Annotated in this window: 16 protein-coding genes; 13 read left to right on the top strand and 3 right to left on the bottom strand. The window is 35.3% G+C overall.

The annotated features are described in order from the left end of the window. Window positions 1–22: 22 nt before the first annotated feature. The gene (locus LB452_RS05810) at window positions 23–2,278 is read left to right on the top strand and encodes an FUSC family protein (RefSeq protein WP_224460790.1); all 2,256 of its coding nucleotides are present in this window, start codon (window positions 23–25) and stop codon (window positions 2,276–2,278) included. Window position 2,279: 1 nt separating this feature from the next. Here LB452_RS05810 and LB452_RS05805 read toward each other — a convergent pair whose 3' ends face one another. Together LB452_RS05805 and LB452_RS05800 are read right to left on the bottom strand one after the other, a co-directional pair. Further along, on the bottom strand, window positions 2,280–3,650 hold the full coding sequence (locus LB452_RS05805; RefSeq protein WP_224460789.1) for an MBL fold metallo-hydrolase RNA specificity domain-containing protein: 1,371 nt from the start codon (window positions 3,648–3,650) through the stop codon (window positions 2,280–2,282). Continuing rightward, window positions 3,647–4,489 carry an ATP cone domain-containing protein gene (locus tag LB452_RS05800; protein WP_224460788.1) on the bottom strand — a complete coding sequence of 281 codons (843 nt, stop codon included), beginning with the start codon at window positions 4,487–4,489 and terminating at the stop codon, window positions 3,647–3,649. The genes LB452_RS05805 and LB452_RS05800 overlap by 4 nt, the downstream gene beginning before the upstream one ends. Before the next feature lie 352 nt (window positions 4,490–4,841). Between LB452_RS05800 and LB452_RS05795 the strand changes: the two genes are divergently transcribed. Both LB452_RS05795 and LB452_RS05790 read left to right on the top strand, forming a co-directional pair. Continuing rightward, window positions 4,842–7,247 carry a zinc-dependent metalloprotease gene (locus LB452_RS05795; protein WP_224460787.1) on the top strand — a complete coding sequence of 802 codons (2,406 nt, stop codon included), beginning with the start codon at window positions 4,842–4,844 and terminating at the stop codon, window positions 7,245–7,247. A gap of 282 nt (window positions 7,248–7,529) precedes the next feature. Beyond that, window positions 7,530–7,868 (top strand): copper resistance protein NlpE, encoded by a 339-nt coding sequence (locus LB452_RS05790; RefSeq protein WP_224460786.1) that lies wholly within the window; start codon window positions 7,530–7,532, stop codon window positions 7,866–7,868. 184 nt (window positions 7,869–8,052) lie between these two features. Here the strand turns inward: LB452_RS05790 and LB452_RS05785 are convergent, their stop codons facing one another. Then, the gene (locus tag LB452_RS05785; RefSeq protein ID WP_224460785.1) at window positions 8,053–8,550 is read right to left on the bottom strand and encodes a DUF4494 domain-containing protein; all 498 of its coding nucleotides are present in this window, start codon (window positions 8,548–8,550) and stop codon (window positions 8,053–8,055) included. 537 nt (window positions 8,551–9,087) lie between these two features. Between LB452_RS05785 and LB452_RS05780 the strand changes: the two genes are divergently transcribed. From LB452_RS05780 to LB452_RS05735, 10 genes are all read left to right on the top strand, one after another. Continuing rightward, the gene (locus tag LB452_RS05780; protein ID WP_322966061.1) at window positions 9,088–9,984 is read left to right on the top strand and encodes a 2-hydroxyacid dehydrogenase; all 897 of its coding nucleotides are present in this window, start codon (window positions 9,088–9,090) and stop codon (window positions 9,982–9,984) included. Between the two features lie 279 nt (window positions 9,985–10,263). Continuing rightward, on the top strand, window positions 10,264–10,476 hold the full coding sequence (locus LB452_RS05775) for a hypothetical protein (protein WP_224460784.1): 213 nt from the start codon (window positions 10,264–10,266) through the stop codon (window positions 10,474–10,476). 146 nt (window positions 10,477–10,622) lie between these two features. Then, window positions 10,623–11,066: a hypothetical protein gene (locus tag LB452_RS05770; RefSeq protein ID WP_224460783.1), complete on the top strand. Its 444-nt coding sequence runs from the start codon at window positions 10,623–10,625 to the stop codon at window positions 11,064–11,066. 11 nt (window positions 11,067–11,077) lie between these two features. After that, on the top strand, window positions 11,078–11,242 hold the full coding sequence (locus tag LB452_RS05765; protein WP_224460782.1) for a hypothetical protein: 165 nt from the start codon (window positions 11,078–11,080) through the stop codon (window positions 11,240–11,242). Window positions 11,243–12,043: 801 nt separating this feature from the next. Beyond that, window positions 12,044–12,604, top strand: a complete 561-nt coding sequence (locus tag LB452_RS05760; RefSeq protein ID WP_224460781.1) for a helix-turn-helix domain-containing protein — start codon at window positions 12,044–12,046, stop codon at window positions 12,602–12,604. 309 nt (window positions 12,605–12,913) lie between these two features. Continuing rightward, on the top strand, window positions 12,914–14,830 hold the full coding sequence (locus LB452_RS05755; RefSeq protein ID WP_224460780.1) for an InlB B-repeat-containing protein: 1,917 nt from the start codon (window positions 12,914–12,916) through the stop codon (window positions 14,828–14,830). A gap of 76 nt (window positions 14,831–14,906) precedes the next feature. Continuing rightward, entirely contained in the window at window positions 14,907–16,862 is a 1,956-nt protein-coding gene (locus LB452_RS05750; RefSeq protein ID WP_224460779.1) for an OmpA family protein, read from the top strand. A 227-nt stretch (window positions 16,863–17,089) separates the two neighbouring features. After that, window positions 17,090–17,932, top strand: a complete 843-nt coding sequence (locus tag LB452_RS05745; RefSeq protein ID WP_224460778.1) for a TlpA family protein disulfide reductase — start codon at window positions 17,090–17,092, stop codon at window positions 17,930–17,932. A 179-nt stretch (window positions 17,933–18,111) separates the two neighbouring features. Beyond that, complete coding sequence (locus LB452_RS05740) at window positions 18,112–19,221, top strand: AI-2E family transporter (RefSeq protein ID WP_224460777.1); 1,110 nt, start codon at window positions 18,112–18,114, stop codon at window positions 19,219–19,221. Window positions 19,222–19,232: 11 nt separating this feature from the next. Continuing rightward, entirely contained in the window at window positions 19,233–19,598 is a 366-nt protein-coding gene (locus tag LB452_RS05735; protein ID WP_224460776.1) for a cupin domain-containing protein, read from the top strand. Window positions 19,599–19,608: the final 10 nt, after the last annotated feature.

The following is a 19,608-nucleotide window of genomic DNA, read 5'->3' as shown; positions in this document are numbered from 1 at the left end:
TTAACTTTACGGAAAAAAGAGGTTGAAGGAAACGATCAAACAACTCGAATTATTTTTCAGAAGTTCAAATTTCGGTCGTGGAATGCGTTTAGGTGTGGCACTTGCTCTTCCATTTGTCATTCTTTATAGTTTAGGTTATTTTGAATTTGCTTTGCCAATTGTGGTGGGCGCTTTTCTAAATGCTCCAGGAGATATGCCAGGAAGTAGAAAGCGTATGGTAAATGCTACTTTAATTAGTATTGGCTTGACCATGCTGATTACGGCTGTCATTTTATTTACAAAACCCTTTTTACCTTTATTATTAATCGCAATGGGTATTATCACCTTTTCTGTATCACTCCTATCCGTTTATGGGTTTAGAGCTTCTTTGGTATCTTTTTCCGGCTTATTGGCAATAGTGATTGCCTTCGCCATAAACAAGACTACTCCTTTTGAAATTTTGATTCAAGTTGCACTTATGGGTGTGGGTGGTTTGTGGTACTTATCGGTATCGTTGTTGTATCAAATTATTTTTCCTAAAAAAGATCAAAATCAATTATTGTCCGATACGCTTCACTTAACAGGAGATTATTTAAAACTACGTGCTAAACTTCTTACAAACACAAAAAATAGGGATAAGCACCTGAAACAAAGCTTTAATCTTCAGAATCAAATCAACGATAAACACGAGACCCTTCGTGAGGCATTGCTAACCGTAAGAAAACGTTCCGGACGATCAAGATATGAAGAGAAACAATTGTTGATTTTCCTATCGTCCATCAAAATTTTTGAACTCATTGAAGCTGAACAAATGAATTATGAGACTATCGATAAAACATTTGAGGAAAGAAAGGAGTTTTTAAAACCCGCCAAAGAGCTTAATAATGTTATGGGGGAACATCTTATTCGTCTATCAGAAGTATTGATCCAACACGATCCTTTGCCAAGCAAAAATGAGTTGGTAACTGCCCTTGATAAAACAGACGATTCTATAAGGAATTACATTGATAAGTTTAAGTTACCACAGGCCAGAGAAGGTGCATTGATTTTAAAAAATCTTTACGATTATCAGGAACAGTTGCTTGAAGAGATAACGGCCATCAGGAGGACAATGGCAAATGTAAAAGAGGCCTCAAAAGTTTCTATAAAACGTCAAGATGCAAGTCAATTTTTGACGCTTCATGAGTATAGGTTCAATGTAATTTTACAAAATTTAAGTCTAGATTCTACTCTATTCAGACATTCTTTGAGGTTAAGCTTTGCTATGTTATTTGCTTATAGCCTGGGTCTATTTTTTGAAATTCAAAACACGTATTGGATTTTACTTACGATCATAGTGATCATGCGTCCTAGTTACGGGTTGACCAAAGAACGCTCAAAAGATCGAATCATAGGCACCATAATAGGAGCTGTTATTGCTGTCGGTATAGTTCTGCTCACCCAAAATCAAATTTTATACGCGGTTTTGGCTTTATTCTCTCTGATCTTTGCCTTTGCTTTATTACAACAAAACTATAAGTCGGCTGCAGCACTAATAACGATTAGCATTGTATTCGTGTATTCTTTTATCAATCCTAAAGCTTTAGAGGTGATTCAGTTTAGAGTTATTGACACCTTTATAGGCGCTGTGATAGCTGTCGTCGCTAATTATAGCCTATTACCAAGCTGGGAGGTATTTAATTTAAAACAGGTCCTTATTAAAGCCTTAAAATCAAATAAAACCTACCTTCATGCCACCCAGGATTTGTACCAAGACCCCAGCAACAACTCCTTAGCTTATAATTTAGCTAGAAAAGATGCTTTTCTGGCTATTAGCCAACTCAATGCTGCTTTTCAAAGATTGACTCAAGATCCCAAATCCAAGCAAAAAGAATTTCAATTGATTTATGAAATGGTGACACTTCACCAGACCTTGATTTCTGCCACAGCGTCTATTGGAAACTTTATTGCTCAACATCAAACCACGCCTGCTTCTGTTGAATTTAATATACTTATTAAAAGAATTTCGAATACGCTGCAGGAGGCCCTAGATATATTGGAGCAAACTCCATCTCAGGATAACATAACTAAGATCAAAGCAGATGAAGCTCAGAAAAAATTAGAAAATGAGTACAAGCGATTAGCTCATGTTAGAGATGAAAACATCAAACAAGGTAATGAAGAACTTAATACAGAAACCTTACATGCCTTGCAGGAAGCTTATTTGATTTCAAACCATCTGGGGTGGCTGGTGTCATTATCAGACAATTTGAAACGCTCCACAAAAAAATATAATCAAACAATTTTACGAATTGAATGATTCAGATTGAAATTTCTATGACCTCATTTAGTTTTGGAATACTGACCTCCCAAGAATAAGTATCTTGAATTTTTACCTTGAGTGTTTGCAAGGCCGTAGGCTCCCCGTGAACTAAAAATGTGTGTCGAGGCCGTTCTTTAATTTCGCTGATCCACTCCAAAATCCCTTTTTGATCAGCATGAGAAGATAAGGTTTCAATATGGTGAACTTTAGCCTTAACCGCATGATATTTTCCATAGAATTTTAATTCATGTGCTCCTTCTAATAATTGCCTGCCCCTTGTTCCTTCTGCTTGGTAACCGACTAGCAATATGGTTGTGTTAGACTTATCTACAAGTTGCTTGAGATACGTTAAAACTCTTCCACCCGTAACCATACCACTTCCTGCGATTACTATTTTCGGCCGTGGGTCATTAATAGTCTCCCAGGTCTCTTTGTAGGAAGTAATAATCTTCATCCGATCTGTCATTGCTGAAAATTCTTCAAGTGACATTTTATGCCATTCAGGAAATCGTTTAAATACGCCAAGCACATTATTACCCATAGGACTATCTATAAAAATGGGGATATTTGGAATCTTATGCCTGTTGTAGAGCTTGGATAAAAGAAACATGAGCGTTTGCAGGCGTTCTACTGCAAAAGAGGGGATGATTAAAGTTCCTCTATTATAAATTGTTTTATTGATAAGTTCGATGAGTTTTTCGGAAACACTATCTTTTGGATGAAGTTTGTTACCATAAGTGCTTTCCAGTAATAGATAGTCTGCATATTGCGGACGTTCGGGAGACCTTAGCAATAGATCCTTTTGTCTTCCAACATCTCCGGAAAAGACAAAAATCTTTTCAAAAACTTTAAGCTCTATAAAAGTAGCGCCTATGATATGACCATTGTATTTAAATCGATAAAAAATATCTTTTGAAAGTTTTTGCCATTCATCATCTTCAGCCGGGCTAAACATCTTGAGTGTTTTTTCCACATCTTGAATCGTATAAAATGGTAAAGCTGGAGAATGCTTACTATAATTTTCAGTATTAGCACGCTCTGCCTCTTCTTCACTAATTTTGGCACTGTCCAGAAGAATTATTTTGGCAATCTCTAAAGTTGGAAGTGTTCCTATAATTTTTCCTTGAAAGCCTTGTTTCACCAACCGAGGCAAGTAACCCGTATGGTCTAAATGTCCATGGGTTAGTAAAACAAAATTAATTTGCGATCCTGGAAACGCCAGGTCATTCCAGTTTTGTTCTCTTAAGGACTTCATCCCTTGGAACATTCCGCAATCGACTAAAATATTGAGACTTGAGGTCTCGAGTAGAAATTTGGATCCTGTGACAGTTCCGGCGCCACCAAGGAAATGGAGTTTTACAGATTTCATTTTGATTTATTTTTACAAAGACTTGAAATTTCGTTGAGTATTTTGGTTTTTCTTACTTCTGAAATCCCTAGATGATCCAAATAGAAGCTATCATTCAAGAGTTGGCGGCAAAGCACTATATCCCTGCTCAGTAAGAACTGTTTTTCTCTGCTGGATAATAAAGTCGAGACAGTTATGGGGTATAAACCTAATCTATCAATGCGATCTTTTAATGCATTCTCTTTTGGGTAATCCCAACTTAATAAATAAAGTCCTACACAATTGCCATAAGTGATAGCATCTAGTGTAAAGCGTGTGTTGGTCACTACCCAGGCTTCCTTAGGTCCATCTTCGTCATCCTTACCTCCAGCAACAATATCACGATATCTAGAATGGATATATAATGGGATTTTCACATTACAGACGGAAGCCTTGTCATTATGAAATTTACACTCTGCCAAAATGTTATGCTCATCTTTGCTAGCAATGACATCTACCTCATGAGATACGCATTTCCCCTTTAGTATTTGTCCAACTTTTACTTCATAACCACTATACTTCATAAGTTCTCCAATAAATTTTTCAAATGGAAAACCAGTGGGTCCCAATTCATAGATCGCTTTTTTGAGTTTATATTTAGAAGCGTAAATGGGCTCGCTTTTCTTTAATAAGGCAAAGGCTCTATTATAAATTTCCTTGGTAGAAATGCCCTGATACAGCTCATCTCTTACAATATTTAGAATATGATCTACTGTGGATTTGTCGGCACCACTACGAAATAAACTATTTCGCAATTTTGAAAGCGAAAAATCAGCTTTTTCACCGGAGGACTTTACAATTTGAAAGGTTTTCTTTGACATAACTATAAAAATATTCAAATTTTATAATAAAATCTATGACAATTGTCAACTTTCTGAAAATCATTCGATTAAAACTTTTAGGAAATAAAATTGATCACATAATACTATCAATATTGAGTTTTCAATTTAACTTTTTGAATTGTTTACGTAAACTTTAAAAATTTCAAAAGTGACCTTTGAGTAATTGCTATCTTATATTCTCAAGGCTTTAATCCGTCAACTAATATTTAAATACTTGAATTATGACATCGAGTAAATCACAAATTTTTAAAATAAATTCTTAACGGTTTTTCAACTAAGCCTTATATTCGGGTTTAATATTCATTAAGATTTGACTTTTAAAACATATAACATGAAAACCTTTACTATTCTTCTCATCATATTCGTAAGCACTTCATCTATTGCTCAGAACTTTGAAACCTTAAAAGATAAAGAAGAACTAACTAAACAGGAAGGTTTCTTCGACTTTTGGTATTCTGAAAAAGAAGACAAAATTTATTTAAAAGTTGATCAACTCGACCAGGAGTTTATTTACGTGCATTCCCTTACTAGTGGGTTAGGTTCTAACGATATTGGTTTGGACAGAGGACAACTGGGTGGTACAGCCATAGTCAAATTTCAACGTGCCGGAAACAAGCTACTTCTCTTGCAACCCAATCAGGATTACAGAGCTATCACCGATAATGAATCAGAACGCCAAAGTGTAGAGCAAGCCTTTGCCAAATCGGTTTTGTTTGGTTTTGAGATTGAAGACGAAAGTGAAGGTGCTTTTCTTATCGATTTCACAGCATTTTTAATGCAAGATGCTCATGGCGTTGCCAGACGTTTGAAGCAACAAAGACAAGGATCTTACAAATTAGATAAAACTAAAAGCGCCTTGGCTATGCAACGCACCAAAGCCTTTCCTAAAAATTCAGAATTTGAAGCTTTATTAACCTTTACAGGGCAACCAGAGGGCAGAAATATTCGCTCTGTAGCTCCAGATGCTTCCAACCTAAGTGTGATTCAGCATCATAGTTTTGTAGAATTACCAGATGACGGTTATGAAAAAAGAGAATTCGATCCCAGAAGTGGGGCTAATTTTATTTCTTATCAGGATTATTCAACACCCATTTTCGAGCCGTTGACCAAACGTTACATCACCCGTCATCGCTTAGAAAAAAATATTCCAAATGCAGAGATTAGCGAAGCCAAAGAACCCATTATCTATTATCTCGACCCAGGAGCTCCAGAGCCAGTAAAGTCAGCTTTATTGGACGGAGCCAGATGGTGGGATCAGGCTTTTGAAGCTATTGGTTACAAAAATGCTTTTCAAGTCAAGATGCTTCCCGAAGGAGCAGATCCCATGGACTTACGCTACAATATGATCCAATGGGTTCACCGCTCAACCCGTGGATGGAGTTATGGCGCCAGCGTCAAAGATCCTCGAACAGGCGAAATTTTAAAAGGTCACGTGAGTTTAGGCAGCTTAAGAATTCGTCAGGATTTTATGATTGCTCAGGCTTTAATGAATCAACCTTTTAAAACTTCAGATGATAATTACGAGCCTATGTTAGAAATGGCTTTAGCGAGAATCCGACAATTATCGGCTCACGAAGTAGGACATACCCTTGGTTTTGCCCATAACTTTGCAGCTAGTGCCAATGGGATGACAAGCGTGATGGATTATCCTCATCCCAATTTAAAGCTAAAAAATAATCAAATCGATTTTTCTGAAGCTTACGACACCAACATAGGTGAATGGGACAAAGTCACTGTCGCTTATAGTTACGGTGAAGCCAGTGATTCTCAAACTGAAAAGCAATATTTAAACACTGTTCTTAAACAAGCCGAAACTGATGGGTTTCAATTCATCAGTGATGCAGATGCTCGTCCTCAAGGTGGAGCCCATGCGTATGCTCACTTATGGGATAATGGTAAAAATGCTTCTGAAGAACTAAATCGGATTTTGGAACTTCGCCAATCAGCGATCTCAAATTTTTCTTTAGATAATATACAAACCGGCAATGCCTATTCAGTTTTAGAAGATGTATTTGTCCCTTTATATTTTTTTCATCGCTATCAAACCGAGGCTGCAGTGAAGTTGATTGGCGGATTAGATTATAATTACGCGACCAAAGGAAGTAGCCTAACGCCTGTAGAAGTGCTTTCAACATCAGATCAGAAAAAGGCACTCGAGGCAACTTTAAAAACATTAGATGCTCAAACTTTAGCCATTCCAGAGCAAATTTTGCCCTTATTTCCTCCACGCGCCTTTGGATATTCAAGGAGTCGTGAGTCTTTCAAAAGTAATACTGGTGTGAGTTTCGATGCTTTAGGAGCAGCTGCAACTGCCAGTGAAATGACATTAGGTTTATTGCTGCATCCAGAACGCACTAACCGATTGATTCAACAGAAATCTTTAGATAAATCCAATCTGGGTTTGGAAGAGGTGTTAGAAGAATTAGTAAAAAACACCTTCGAAAAACAACACAAATCCAATTATCAGACTGAAGTCCAGAACAGCATCAACTTCAATGTCTTAAAACATCTGCTGAACTTATCCGCTAGTAAGCAAAGCATCCCACAAACCAAAGCACTGGCTAATGCTACTATAAATCAATTAAAAATTCGATTTATTAAGGATAACTCCTCCTTATCCAGAGAAATGTATTACCGCATAGAGCAATTCATGGAAGAGCCAGAAAAATTTGAAGTCATCCCCTCACCTACTATCCCTGATGGAAGCCCAATTGGGAGCTTCCAGTGTTTTCACTAATAGATATAGAAGTATTTTTTTAACTGAATTTGCTCTAGTTAGCTTAAAGGTTTTACAATATATTGCTTAAAAGTGAGGAGAACTCTTAACCATCCAATTTGGTGAGGAAAACTACTGAAGATGAAAAAGGAAGATTTAAATAAAGAATAAATTAAAATTAGGATTAAGAAAATAAATCCCAAAATAATGAGTTTATGACTAAACTTAAGTCATGAAAAAAACACGATACTATTTTTTGTACTGACTTGCCTTCCATTATCGATTTCTGCTCAAAGCATCGACTTGAAACCTTCCAAATTAGAATCCATACTATGCAAACAATGGACGATTGAATTTGCTAAAATGGGAAACATAGAACTCACGGAAGTTCCGAACACTCTAGATTTCAATCTGAAATTTAATCCAGATGGCACTTACGAGGTCAAATCTCCAAACGATGACAACAGCAGCGGAACCTGGACTTATGATGTTGAAAGAAGAACAGTAGAACTGGAAGCTGCAGGAAACGTTAAGTTCATGATCAAATCGATTACAAAAGACAACCTCATCATCAACCTGGATTTAGGTGAAGATGCACCTCCGGGATTATCCAATCTTGAGCTGCACTTTAAGCCCTCTTAACCAAGCTAGTTTCTAAAAAAATTATGATGAATCTTTCACTTTTTATGATTGAACTTCTCAAGTTTAAAAAAGTGTAAACCTCAAGTTTAGTCTTTCTAATTATTTAACTGAAAGTTGTGAACATAAAAAGAGCAACAGAAATTTCTGTTGCTCTTTTTAATATAGATCATCTACCCAATTAAAATTAACTCTCCTGAGTTTCAGTTTCAGAAGATACTATAACCTTGAATTTTTCTAACTGCTCTTCTTCTCCGGTAAAGTAGGGAAACACATCCAAGATTGGAGATTCTGTGATCGAGGGAATCGAATAATCTCCGGTAGTTCCTTCCAGTGCCTGATTGGTATTTTCAAAGGCTTCTTTAACGTCATTCGCCTGAACTAACAGGTAAATGTTTGTTTTTCTCTCTTTTCCGCTTTCTTCATCCAGAGCAATGAGAGAAACTTTGGATTTGAACCAGCGGTCTGAATTTTCAAACGGATGTACTTCAGAAAAATTAGCCACTTTTATGTTCATGATTCGGAATTCCTCTTCAGTAAGAGTTTTCATCTCGTCGTTGATTCTTGCCTCTGCTTCAGTAAAAGAAACCGCATCCAGAAGATAAGTATCCGTACTTATTTTCTTCTCTCCGGTGTCCTGTGTTTTTCTGTATTTCACCTTACATTCAAACCAAATTACGCTCATATCATTATTTTATTAAGAGCGCCAAAAATAGTTTTTTTAATAAGCCTTAGAACTAAAGATCACCTCATAAATTCAAAATTTCTCCTCGATTTTTATAAACTATTAGCTTTCAATAATTAGCAATTCAGGATTCAAAAACTTTAACTTTTAAAAAAATGTGATTGGAAAATGTCTAAATATGAACTTACACATTAATAAAAATACAATTGGTCTAAAAGACTTAATTTTGTAAGTGACCTATCTGAAAGTTAATTGTTAACTATGAAAAATATCTACCTTTATTACATATCGATTTCTGCTCCTCTCCTATTCACCATCTGGTTAAACAAGGTTGATGTGATAAATTCAAAGTTATTTGTGGCGCTTCTATTTTTGTATGCTTTCATTTATAGAATTTTTGTTGATGGTAAACGACTTGAAGCAAAGAATATAATTCAAGAGAAGGACCTCTGGAAAATCAATCATATGGGTTGTACTTTCCGATATTTTAAGGAACTTTATCTCAAATAAAATGATCTCACCTTTACAACAACACCTATGAAAATTGCCGTTTTTAGTTCAAAACCTTACGATCGCCGTTATTTCGAAACCTATAATAAAGATTACAATTACGACTTATCTTTTTTTGACACCAACCTCAATGCGTTAACCTCCAATCTTACGCAAGACTTTGATGCTGTTTGTGTATTCGTCAATGATCAACTCAATGAAGAAGTCATAAAGAAACTGGCCGACAACGGAGTAAAGTTAATTGCCCTGCGTTGTGCTGGATTTAATAATGTGGACCTGGAGGCAGCAGAGCAATACGGGATAAAAGTCACAAGAGTTCCTGCTTACTCTCCACAAGCAGTCGCAGAACACGCTCTGGCTCTTATTTTAACACTCAATCGCAAAACCCATAAGGCTTATAACCGCGTTAAAGAAGGTAACTTTTCCCTTGATAATCTCATTGGCTTCAATGTCTATAACAAAACTGTTGGCGTCATAGGGACAGGAAAAATTGGTCAAGCCTTTTGTAAAATTATGCTGGGATTAGGTTGTAAAGTTTTGGCCTACGATGTCGCCCCACAAAGCGCTTTGGAAGAAGCGGGAGTCACTTACGTTACTCTGGAAGAGCTTTACAAAGGCTCAGATATTATCTCACTGCACTGTCCTTTATTGCCGGCCACTCAACATTTAATCAACGATAATAGCCTTGCTCAGATGAAAACCCAGGTCATGATCATCAACACCAGCCGTGGCGGATTAATCAACACAGAGGATGTGATCAAAAATCTGAAAGACAAAAAAGTCGGCTATCTGGGCATCGATGTCTATGAACAGGAAGAAAATGTATTTTTTGAAGACATGTCCGAGCAAATTATAGAAGACGACACCTTATTGAAATTAATTAGCTTTCCAAACGTCTTAATCACCTCACACCAGGCTTTTTGACTAGCGAAGCACTTACTGAGATCTCAAAAACCGTATTCCAAAATATCCATGAATTTGTGAATAACCAATCCCTTACCAATGAAGTGAAGCCATAATACATCTCAATATTATACTGAATTTGCCACTGCTGACTTTTAAGCTTTAAGATACATTGTTTGAGGCTAGCATTAACCTAATAAATCTAGCTTTTTGAGATGAATAACTAAAGATTATGAGGTAATAGTCGAAAGAAATCTTTAATTTTAGATTCAAATAAAAAAATTTCACTTAGACTTAAAGATGAATACAAAAGCAAAAAGAATATTCATCGCATTCTTAATTGGTGGAAGTGTCTTCGCTGGAATTATGGCAGGATTTGATTATATTGAGGGATTAGAGTTTAAAATTAAAAGATTCTTTTTCAATTTCTTTTTTATAGGATGGTTCTTAAGTTTCATAATGAATACTAGTCTTAAATATGAAAAAGGCAAAAATGAAAACACTTCTCAATAATAAGGTTCTTTCAAACCTCCTATGAATGGTATTTGGAATCATTGGTGTTTTAATCTATTACCCAAAACAACAGTATTGGATTTCAGGACTAATGTCACTATTAAGCATCGGATATACAATCAAATTAGTGAAATCAATCAAAAGAAATGCAGAGAATACACTTTGATAAACTATCTGTAGATTGGGTAAGAGTAACATTGTTGATAGCTTCAGCTTTATGCATTTTGATAGGCTACGGCATGATTTTCAATTACGAAAATGGTCTAATATCCGCTTTTGGGTTCTTGATTCAAATATTTATATTGAGCAGAATCTTTTGGTACAAAAATTTCGTACAATGGAACAAAAAAGGAATCGTTATAAAAACGAATTCCTTCAAAAGCAAAACCATCACTTTTGAAGATATAAAAACTACAATTCCTAAAAAAGACGTCATAAAATTAGAGTTACAAAGCAGATCCGATAAAAAAATTAAACTCAGAAACATTCACGAAGACGACATCAATCGTCTTATCCGAATACTTGTAGAACATTCACATGCGAAATTTATAGATCAACGATCTACTGTAAATTCAATTTCAACGTCTTAATTTGTTTCATTATGAAAAAGAAAGCTTTTGATATTATTTTTATTATACTCACTGCTACATTACTTATTTTATGGTTACAGTATGGAGATCCGGAAAACTATTTAGTATTTTCCTTAATACCACTTTTAGCAGCCTACAAGCTTGGACAATATTCAGAAAGAACATTCAGGAAATAAGATATTTATAAAAAGTAAATTAAGCCTGTAAGTCATCTTAATTTTAAATTTTTGAAAAATCCCTTAAACTGAGTTCAGTAATATATTATTAAAAAACAGTATTCAAAATCTCAAAAATGGTCTGTCACATCGGAATAAAACCTCATCAGGATGAAGCTCGAAGGTTTAGAGTAAATCAAAAATCTATAATTTAATATACCCAACCGAAAGTTGACTGTTTATCATAAAGGCACATTAGATAAAATAGAAGCCAACCTCCTACAACTTAACTTTGGTAATCAAAAACTTTCTTCAGTAGACACTGAAGAAATTAAGTTTAAAGAACAATCCCTTTAGAGAATTACTTTGGACAGTTCTTATCATCAGCTTTGCTTTCTTCATTATTGATACGACCACTGCATTACCTTCAAAATCTACAGGCATGGCTGCAGACAGTCCGGACATTTGTCTATGGCATGATCATCCCCAAGCTTGTAGTAATCTTAGCTGGGCTTTTAGTGCATTGGCTTCACTAGCGCCTACTCGAATAGATTGAGGAAGCATTGTTTTTGCTATTGTTATTCAAGTAGCCTTAAGGATTCTAAGTTTTGAAGCTGAATTTAAAATTTGAAAAGATTCATAGTTGTGTTAAACATTCAACAATTCTTAAAAAAATCTGTAGAAGACTAATAATATAAGGTACCTTATGTAAAACCTATGATAGTCTTATCGGTCTAGGGTTGTTACTAAGTACACAAATACTAAAGCTAATCACGATTGGGGTGCTGTGAATTACAGTATAATAGTATAAATAAAAACACCATGAAGTTATATATAAAAGACATGGTTAGTTTACTTGTTGAGGAACAAGTAAAAGCAGAATTAAAGAAGTTAAAAATACCATTCGGGATTATTGATCATGGAATAGTTGAACTCTCTGGTGAGATCAGTCAGAAAAAACACAACAGACTCAAAAATAACTTAATCCCTTATGGATTAAAACTACATAATTCGAATAAAGTAGTTTTGGTCGAAAAGATAAAAGATACGATTCAGGAAATGCTAATGTATTCAGACGGTCTTCAAGTCATGAGTTATTCTGTTTACATCAGTTTATATTTAAGACATGACTATACCTATTTAGCAAATATCTTTTCAGAAGTCAATGGGAATACAATCCAGCAATATATCATTGAGAGTAAGATAGAGCGGGTAAAAAAATTATTTCACAGTAGTAGTCTAAACCTATCCGAAATCTCTTTCCTTCTCCACTATAGTAGTGTTGCTCATTTATCTGGGCAATTCAAAAAAATTACTGGCCTTTCTCCTTCCTGTTATAAATCAATGATGCATCAAAGGAATAGCATATTAGAACCCATTTAATGGCTTGATGTCTAGTCACATTTTTACTCAACTATTTCGGTGATCATTAAATGATATTAAAAACAAGAACATCTTAATAGATTTGTGCAGAATTTTACAGAATATTTTGATAATTACTTCTTCTTAAAATCAAAATAAACCTTCATTTTATTCTCTAAGCCCTTTACCAGTATACAAAGCAGACGCTTTTTAAAACTAATCCCATAAGTGTGAATTATATAACATTAACAGGTGTATTCTTAGTCAATTTTGTGAGGTGGAAATTATTTCACTTTGGCGTCAAGCCAGTAACAATCAAAATTATATATCATGCTTTTCAAAACATTAAAATTAATCCCATCGCTCGCAGTTGCGTTCACTATGGCAATTATGGTCACAGGATGCGCAGATGATGATGCGGAAGAAATTGCAGGACTTTGTCCTATTGTTCTCTCAACGATTCCTGTAGATGGTGATGTAGATGTCCCCCTTGACCAGGTGATTTCAGTTACCTTCAACGGAGAATTAAATCCTAAAACCGTTAATTCAGAAACTTATAAAATAAACGGAGAGTCTTCACTTACTGGAGCAGTAAGCTACTCAGATATGGTAGCCTCTTTTACACCTGAAACAAATCTTTTACCTTTTACAGTCTATACTGGTACCGTTACTACAGGAATAGAAGATCCTTATGGTAATGCTTTACAGCAGGATTATACTTGGAGTTTCACAACAATTCCTGAAGTATCTTTATCTGTTTCACCAGATGCCAGTGGAACTGTGACCGGAGCAGGTTTATTCAACAATGAATCTTTAGTTACTGTTGAAGCAACGCCCAATCCTGGTTTTGAATTTACAAACTGGACCATAGACGATGTTGAGGTTTCAACTGACGCTAGCTATGAATTCGAAGTTGATGGAAACATGGCCTTAGTGGCAAACTTTGAAATAACTAGTTTCACCTTAACTGTAGATGCTTTGAATGGAACTGTAAGTAAAGCTCCAGATCAAGTCACCTATGATAATGGCACTGAAGTAATTCTTACAGCTACACCAGATACGGGTTATGAATTTTCATCCTGGAGTGGTGATGCAACAGGTGCAGATAATCCTTTACCTGTTACAATGGATGCTAGCAAAACTGTTACTGCCAACTTTACATTAATAGGTGTAAATACCTTTACATTAACTGTAAATGCAGAAAACGGCACAGTTTCTAAAAATCCTGATGAACTTAATTATGATGAAGGCACTGATGTCATTCTTACTGCAAATGCGAATAGTGGATATGAATTTAGCTCCTGGAGTGGTGATGCTACTGGAAATAACAATCCACTAACCATCACAATGGATGCTGATAAAGTCATAACTGCCAACTTTACATTGATACCAATAAATACATTTACATTGACTGTAAATGCTCAAAATGGTACAGTTACCAAAAATCCTGATGAGCTTAATTATGATGAAGGAACGGATGTCATCCTTACTGCAAATGCCAATAGTGGTTATGAATTTAGCTCTTGGAGTGGTGATGCTACTGGAAATAACAATCCACTAACTATCACAATGGATGCTGACAAAGTCATAACTGCCAACTTTACACAAGTGAATGCTGGCCCACAAGGAATTGATCTTAACTCTGCAGGAGATTTTGTAGTCTTGAGTGGTTCTGGAATTTCAAACACAGGTGTGAGTACATATCTTACAGGTGATGTAGGCTCTTTTCCAACAGCTACAATTACTGGTTTGGATCAAACCAACGTTGATGGAACGCTATATACAACTGCAAGTCCAATTGTTGAGCAAGCCAAAATTGATTTGACAACTGCTTATAACGATGGTCAGTCTAGAACTTTGAATGCAATTTCACTTCCAGGTCAACTTGGCGGACTAACACTTGCTCCAGGATTATATGAGAATTCAACTTCAACAGGAATTTCTGGCACAGGCCCACAGGGAATTCTTACACTTAATGGTACTGCCAATGATGTGTGGATTTTTAAAATGGGATCTACACTTGTTACAGATCCTGGTACAAGTATTGTCCTTGCCGGAGGTGCACAAGCCAAAAATATCTACTGGATAGTTGGGACTTCTGCAACTCTTGGAACAAATTCAATTTTCTTTGGAAATATTTTAGCTGATATATCTGTAACGCTTAATACCGGCGCATCTCTAGATGGAAGACTATTGACTAGAACTGGATCTGTAGAATTAGACTCTAACATAGCTACAAAGCCGTAACCCTGATTAAGGATATATAGAATATAAAATTATATAAACAGTGCTGTGCATTGCACAGCACTTTATAACACAAAAAATGAAAAATATACTTTTACTTATTATAGTTGCCTTGGGATTCCAAATGCATACTACAGCACAGGAGGTTGAATACGAAAAACCAAACTGGTATTTTGGTGTAGCCGCTGGTGCCAACTTCAATTTTTACCGCGGAACTACTCAGAATCTGAATGCAGGTTTAACCGTTCCAGCTGCTTTTAAAGATGGAAATGGAGTCGGACTTTTCGCTGCTCCACTTATAGAATACCATTTTACAAATTCTGTATGGGGAATTATGCTACAATCTGGATATGACAATCGCCAAGGCGAATGGGATCAGGTGATTTCACCTTGTAACTGTCCTATGGACTTAACTACAGATCTGAGTTACATCACTGTAGAGCCAAGTGTAAGAATTGCTCCGTTCAAAAATGGCTTTTATGTCTACGGAGGGCCAAGATTAGCATTCAATATTGATAAATCATTTACTTATGAAAAAGGAACTAATCCAGATTTAGCAAATCAAGTGGCTAGTCCTGCGATAAATGGTGATTTTAGCGATGTAGAAAATACAATTATATCCATGCAAGTAGGAGCAGGATTTGATATTCCTTTATCTTCAAATACTCAAAAGACTCAGTTTATCCTTTCTCCTTTTGTAGCTTTTCAGCCTTATTTTGGACAAAACCCACGTTCATCAGAGAACTGGAACAATACTACAGTAAGAGCTGGCGCTGCGCTTAAGTTTGGTATGGGTCGCAAAACTATAGTTGAAGAAGACGTTGAAATCGTAAGACCCATTGTAGGATTTACAATTGAATCTCCACGTAACCTTCCATCAGACCGTGTGGTTTCAGAAACTTTTCCTTTGAGCAATTACATCTATATAGATGAAGGATCTACCAAAATTCCAAGTCGTTATACATTACTAAAAAAGAATGAGGTAAAAGATTTCAAAGAAGAACAGCTTTTATTAAAAACACCGGCTGACCTGTCAGGGCGTGATAAACGTGGAATGACTGTGTATTATAATGTATTGAATATTCTTGGTGACCGTATGGGCAAAAATCCAAATGCATCAATCACTCTTGTAGGATCATCAGAAAAAGGAAATGACGATGCAAGAGAAATGGCACAATCGGTCAAAACTTACTTAGTTGAGGTCTTCTCTATTAATGCTTCAAGAATTGCAGTAGAAGGTAGAAACAAACCAAAAGTAACTTCAGATAAAGAAGGAAGAACACTCGATTTGGATTTATTAAGTGATGAAGACAGAAGAGTTTCTGTAGAAAGTAATTCTCCTGTTTTACTTATGGAATTCCAAAGCGGACCTAGCGCCCCTTTGAAACCAGTACAATTTAAAGTTCAGGAAGCTCCAAAAGAAAGCTATGTTACTTTTAGTGCCGATGGTGCAGATGAAGCATTCACTAGCTGGAAACTTGAGCTTACAGATGAAAATGGTATGGTAAAAAATTATGGTCCATTTACAGAAGATAAGGCAAGTATTCCTGGAAAAACAATCTTAGATAATCAAACCAAAGGAAATTTCAGAGTAAAAATGATTGGCACTACAGAAGATGGTGAACAAATTGTACAAAACTCCAATACAAATGTTGTGTTGTGGTCACCAGCACAACCTGAAGAAGCCATGAGATTTAGTGTTCTTTATGAGTTTGATGATGCAACTGCAGTCACTATGTACGAAAAGTACTTAACTGATATTGTAGCACCAAAAATCACTAAAAACAGCAAAGTGATCATCCACGGTCACACCGATGTCATTGGTGATGCAGAGAATAATAAAAGATTGTCGCTAGCTCGTGCAAATAATGTGAAAACCATTCTGGAAAAAGCACTCACCAATTCAAATACAACCAATGTAAAATTTGAAGTGCAAGGCTTTGGTGAAGACACAAGCAAAGCTCATTTTGGAAATAAACTTCCAGAGCAGCGTACTTACAACCGTACGGTTATTATTGATCTTGCCAAAAGCTAAAATGCTTAAAAAACAATAAATTCATAAAGGATCTGACTTAAAACTCAGGTCCTTTTTTATTTTATAATTTCAAAAATATTTATTCTGAATTTGTTTCAGTTATGATTATTGCTTATCGCTACATTGCTTAGCACAAGGTCATGATTTAAACCATCCAGTCTTAGCCAGAACTCACTTGCAAAATTGATAATTAATTATACTTTAGATGAACTGAAATATAATCTCTTATGAATAAAACACTCCTTGTCCTTTACTCAATTCTAGCTTTTGCTATCTTTTCATGTAAAGAGAACTCCAAAAAGCCTGTTGATGAGAATTCTTTAGAAAATTTAGAACCAAAAGTTAAAGCAGAAAATCTGGAAGCTAATTTTAGAACCTGGTGGACTTATCATTTAAATCAGGTGGATCTAGCCTCAGAGTTCAAAAGTATAGACGAAAACACAGATCCTATTGACAAAGAACAAGCTTTAAAAAAGCTGACTTCAGGTCATTATATTCCTTTGAAATTAAAATCGGAAGATGGAGGAAATCTATACAGGCTGTACAAACTAAGTGATACTGCCAATAAGAGTATAAAAAACACTATAAAATCTCAAGCTTACACAATTCTAAAACACTTCTCACAAGAAGGTCAGGCTTTCCCGGAATTTGACTTTGTTGATCTCGATGGTAATCGATATACCAATGCCAGCATCAAAGGCAAAGACGTTTTTATAAAAACCTGGTTCATCAACTGTAAAGCATGTATTGAAGAATTTCCAGAATTGAATGAATTTGTTGAACAGAACAATAATAAAGATATTCTTTTTATCAGTTTGGCTTTGGATCCGAAGGCTCAGCTTGAAAGATTTCTTGAAAAGACAGAGTTTAATTACAAAGTAATTCCAAATCAAAAAAAGTTGATTACTAATACACTCCAAGCTCAAATCTACCCGACGCATTACTTACTGGATAAAAAAGGTGTGATTCAAAAAGTAGAAAACCAAGGCTCAAGGATTATTGATTACTACAAAAATACTAGACATATGAGCAAAAAGTCTCAGACTTCCCATCAACCACCTTTGAAATAAATTTCAATAAATATTTAGATGAGCATGTTTTTCTTTACCATTAGAATATTTAACAATGATATACTATAAAGCCCAAAAGATGGATAAAGTATAAATTTAGAATCACTAATTTTACTCACTAAAATTAATCCTGAGATAGGATCTAAAATAATAGAAAGTCCTTAAAAGCAAATAAATTCATGAAATTATCCTTTCAAAATTCATTTTTTACCATGGCTTTCATCGCCACCTTTATTGCTTTCCTTGTGGTAGCTAAATCAATTTTAGTTCCTCTTGGTATAGCGTTGATTTTAGCCTTTATTTTATATCCAGTACATAAAAAATTGATTGGTTGGGGGTTGGGAAATATCTTATCTGGATTTATATCAATTTTAGTACTAGTAGTGGTAATTGGTGGAGGACTTACTTTTTTTTCAGCAGAAATCATAGCATTATCCGATGAGATTAATAATTTTGGATCTAAACTTTCCAATCTTTACACCGACATCATTATTTACATCAATAAGAACGTAAGTTTAGTTGATCAGCTCAATGAAGATGAGCTGCTTAATGATTTGACAACCTGGTTAAAAAATTCTGCAGGGGCAGTTCTGGGAGGTACTTTTAGTAGTACCGCCAATTTCTTGACCGGATTGATTACCATGTTTATTTATCTGTTTTTATTCCTGATCTACAACAAAGGCTTGGTGAAAGCATTTATGAAATTCTCTCCAGCAGGTAAAAAAAATCAGTTTTTCAACATGCTAAAAGGTGTACAGCAGGTTGGACAAAAATATTTATCTGGCATGCTGATTTTGATTTTGATTTTGGGAACTCTCAACAGTATTGGCCTTTGGATCATTGGAATAGACAGCCCTTTTTTGTTTGGTTTTCTAGCAGCATCCTTATCTATCATCCCATACATTGGTACAACTCTTGGTGCGACAATACCCGTTTTATATGCCTTTATGTCTCATGACCAATTATGGGTTCCACTAGCAGTAGCCATTCTGTTTTGGTTTGTTCAATTACTGGAAGGCAATTTCTTGAATCCTAAAATTGTGGGAAGTAGTGTCAATGTAAATGCGTTTGCTGCCATTCTAAGTCTTATCATTGGAGCAAGCGTTTGGGGAGTCGCTGGTATGGTACTGTTCTTACCTTTTGCAGCCATGCTAAAAGTGGTATGCAAAGAATATGAACAGTTACAAGCACTTGGATTATTAATTGGAAACGACAATTTTGTAGAAAAGAAAAAGAATAAGGAAAATATTTTTAAACGATTAAAAGAAAAATTAATCAATAGAAATTAATAACAATTCCTGTGAAAATAAAACCAGTCAACCTTCAAGAAAAATTCAATTCATTTTCAGAATTCTGGAATCCCAAAATTATAGGAGAGCTCAATGGACAACATGTTAAAATTGCCAAATTCAAAGATGAATTTATAATGCATCAGCATGAAGATGAAGATGAACTATTTCTGGTCATAGAAGGAAAGATCAAGATGGAACTCGAGAATGAAATTCATGAAATTAATGCGGGAGAATTTATTATAGTTCCCAAGGGAGCTCAACATAAACCCTCAGCTGTTGGTGAAGCAAAAGTCCTCATGTTTGAGCCAAAATCTACTCTGAATACCGGTAATACTGAAAATGAATTAACAGTGAAAAAACTGGATGAAATTTAGATATCAATCC

Source organism: Psychroflexus longus, assembly GCF_020164595.1.
Classification (GTDB): Bacteria; Bacteroidota; Bacteroidia; order Flavobacteriales; family Flavobacteriaceae; genus Psychroflexus; species Psychroflexus longus.
The sequence above is the reverse complement of the archived record's forward strand: the minus strand, read 5'-3'. Positions and strand labels throughout refer to the sequence as shown.

Coding starts and splice junctions, on each gene's coding strand:
- LB452_RS05805 (WP_224460789.1), bottom strand. CDS start 3,650: ATGAAATCTGTAAAACTCCATTTCCTTGGTGGCGCCGGAACTGTCACA.
- LB452_RS05800 (WP_224460788.1), bottom strand. CDS start 4,489: ATGTCAAAGAAAACCTTTCAAATTGTAAAGTCCTCCGGTGAAAAAGCT.
- LB452_RS05795 (WP_224460787.1), top strand. CDS start 4,842: ATGAAAACCTTTACTATTCTTCTCATCATATTCGTAAGCACTTCATCT.
- LB452_RS05785 (WP_224460785.1), bottom strand. CDS start 8,550: ATGAGCGTAATTTGGTTTGAATGTAAGGTGAAATACAGAAAAACACAG.
- LB452_RS05780 (WP_322966061.1), top strand. CDS start 9,088: ATGAAAATTGCCGTTTTTAGTTCAAAACCTTACGATCGCCGTTATTTC.
- LB452_RS05775 (WP_224460784.1), top strand. CDS start 10,264: ATGAATACAAAAGCAAAAAGAATATTCATCGCATTCTTAATTGGTGGA.
- LB452_RS05770 (WP_224460783.1), top strand. CDS start 10,623: ATGCAGAGAATACACTTTGATAAACTATCTGTAGATTGGGTAAGAGTA.
- LB452_RS05765 (WP_224460782.1), top strand. CDS start 11,078: ATGAAAAAGAAAGCTTTTGATATTATTTTTATTATACTCACTGCTACA.
- LB452_RS05760 (WP_224460781.1), top strand. CDS start 12,044: ATGAAGTTATATATAAAAGACATGGTTAGTTTACTTGTTGAGGAACAA.
- LB452_RS05755 (WP_224460780.1), top strand. CDS start 12,914: ATGCTTTTCAAAACATTAAAATTAATCCCATCGCTCGCAGTTGCGTTC.
- LB452_RS05750 (WP_224460779.1), top strand. CDS start 14,907: ATGAAAAATATACTTTTACTTATTATAGTTGCCTTGGGATTCCAAATG.
- LB452_RS05745 (WP_224460778.1), top strand. CDS start 17,090: ATGAATAAAACACTCCTTGTCCTTTACTCAATTCTAGCTTTTGCTATC.
- LB452_RS05740 (WP_224460777.1), top strand. CDS start 18,112: ATGAAATTATCCTTTCAAAATTCATTTTTTACCATGGCTTTCATCGCC.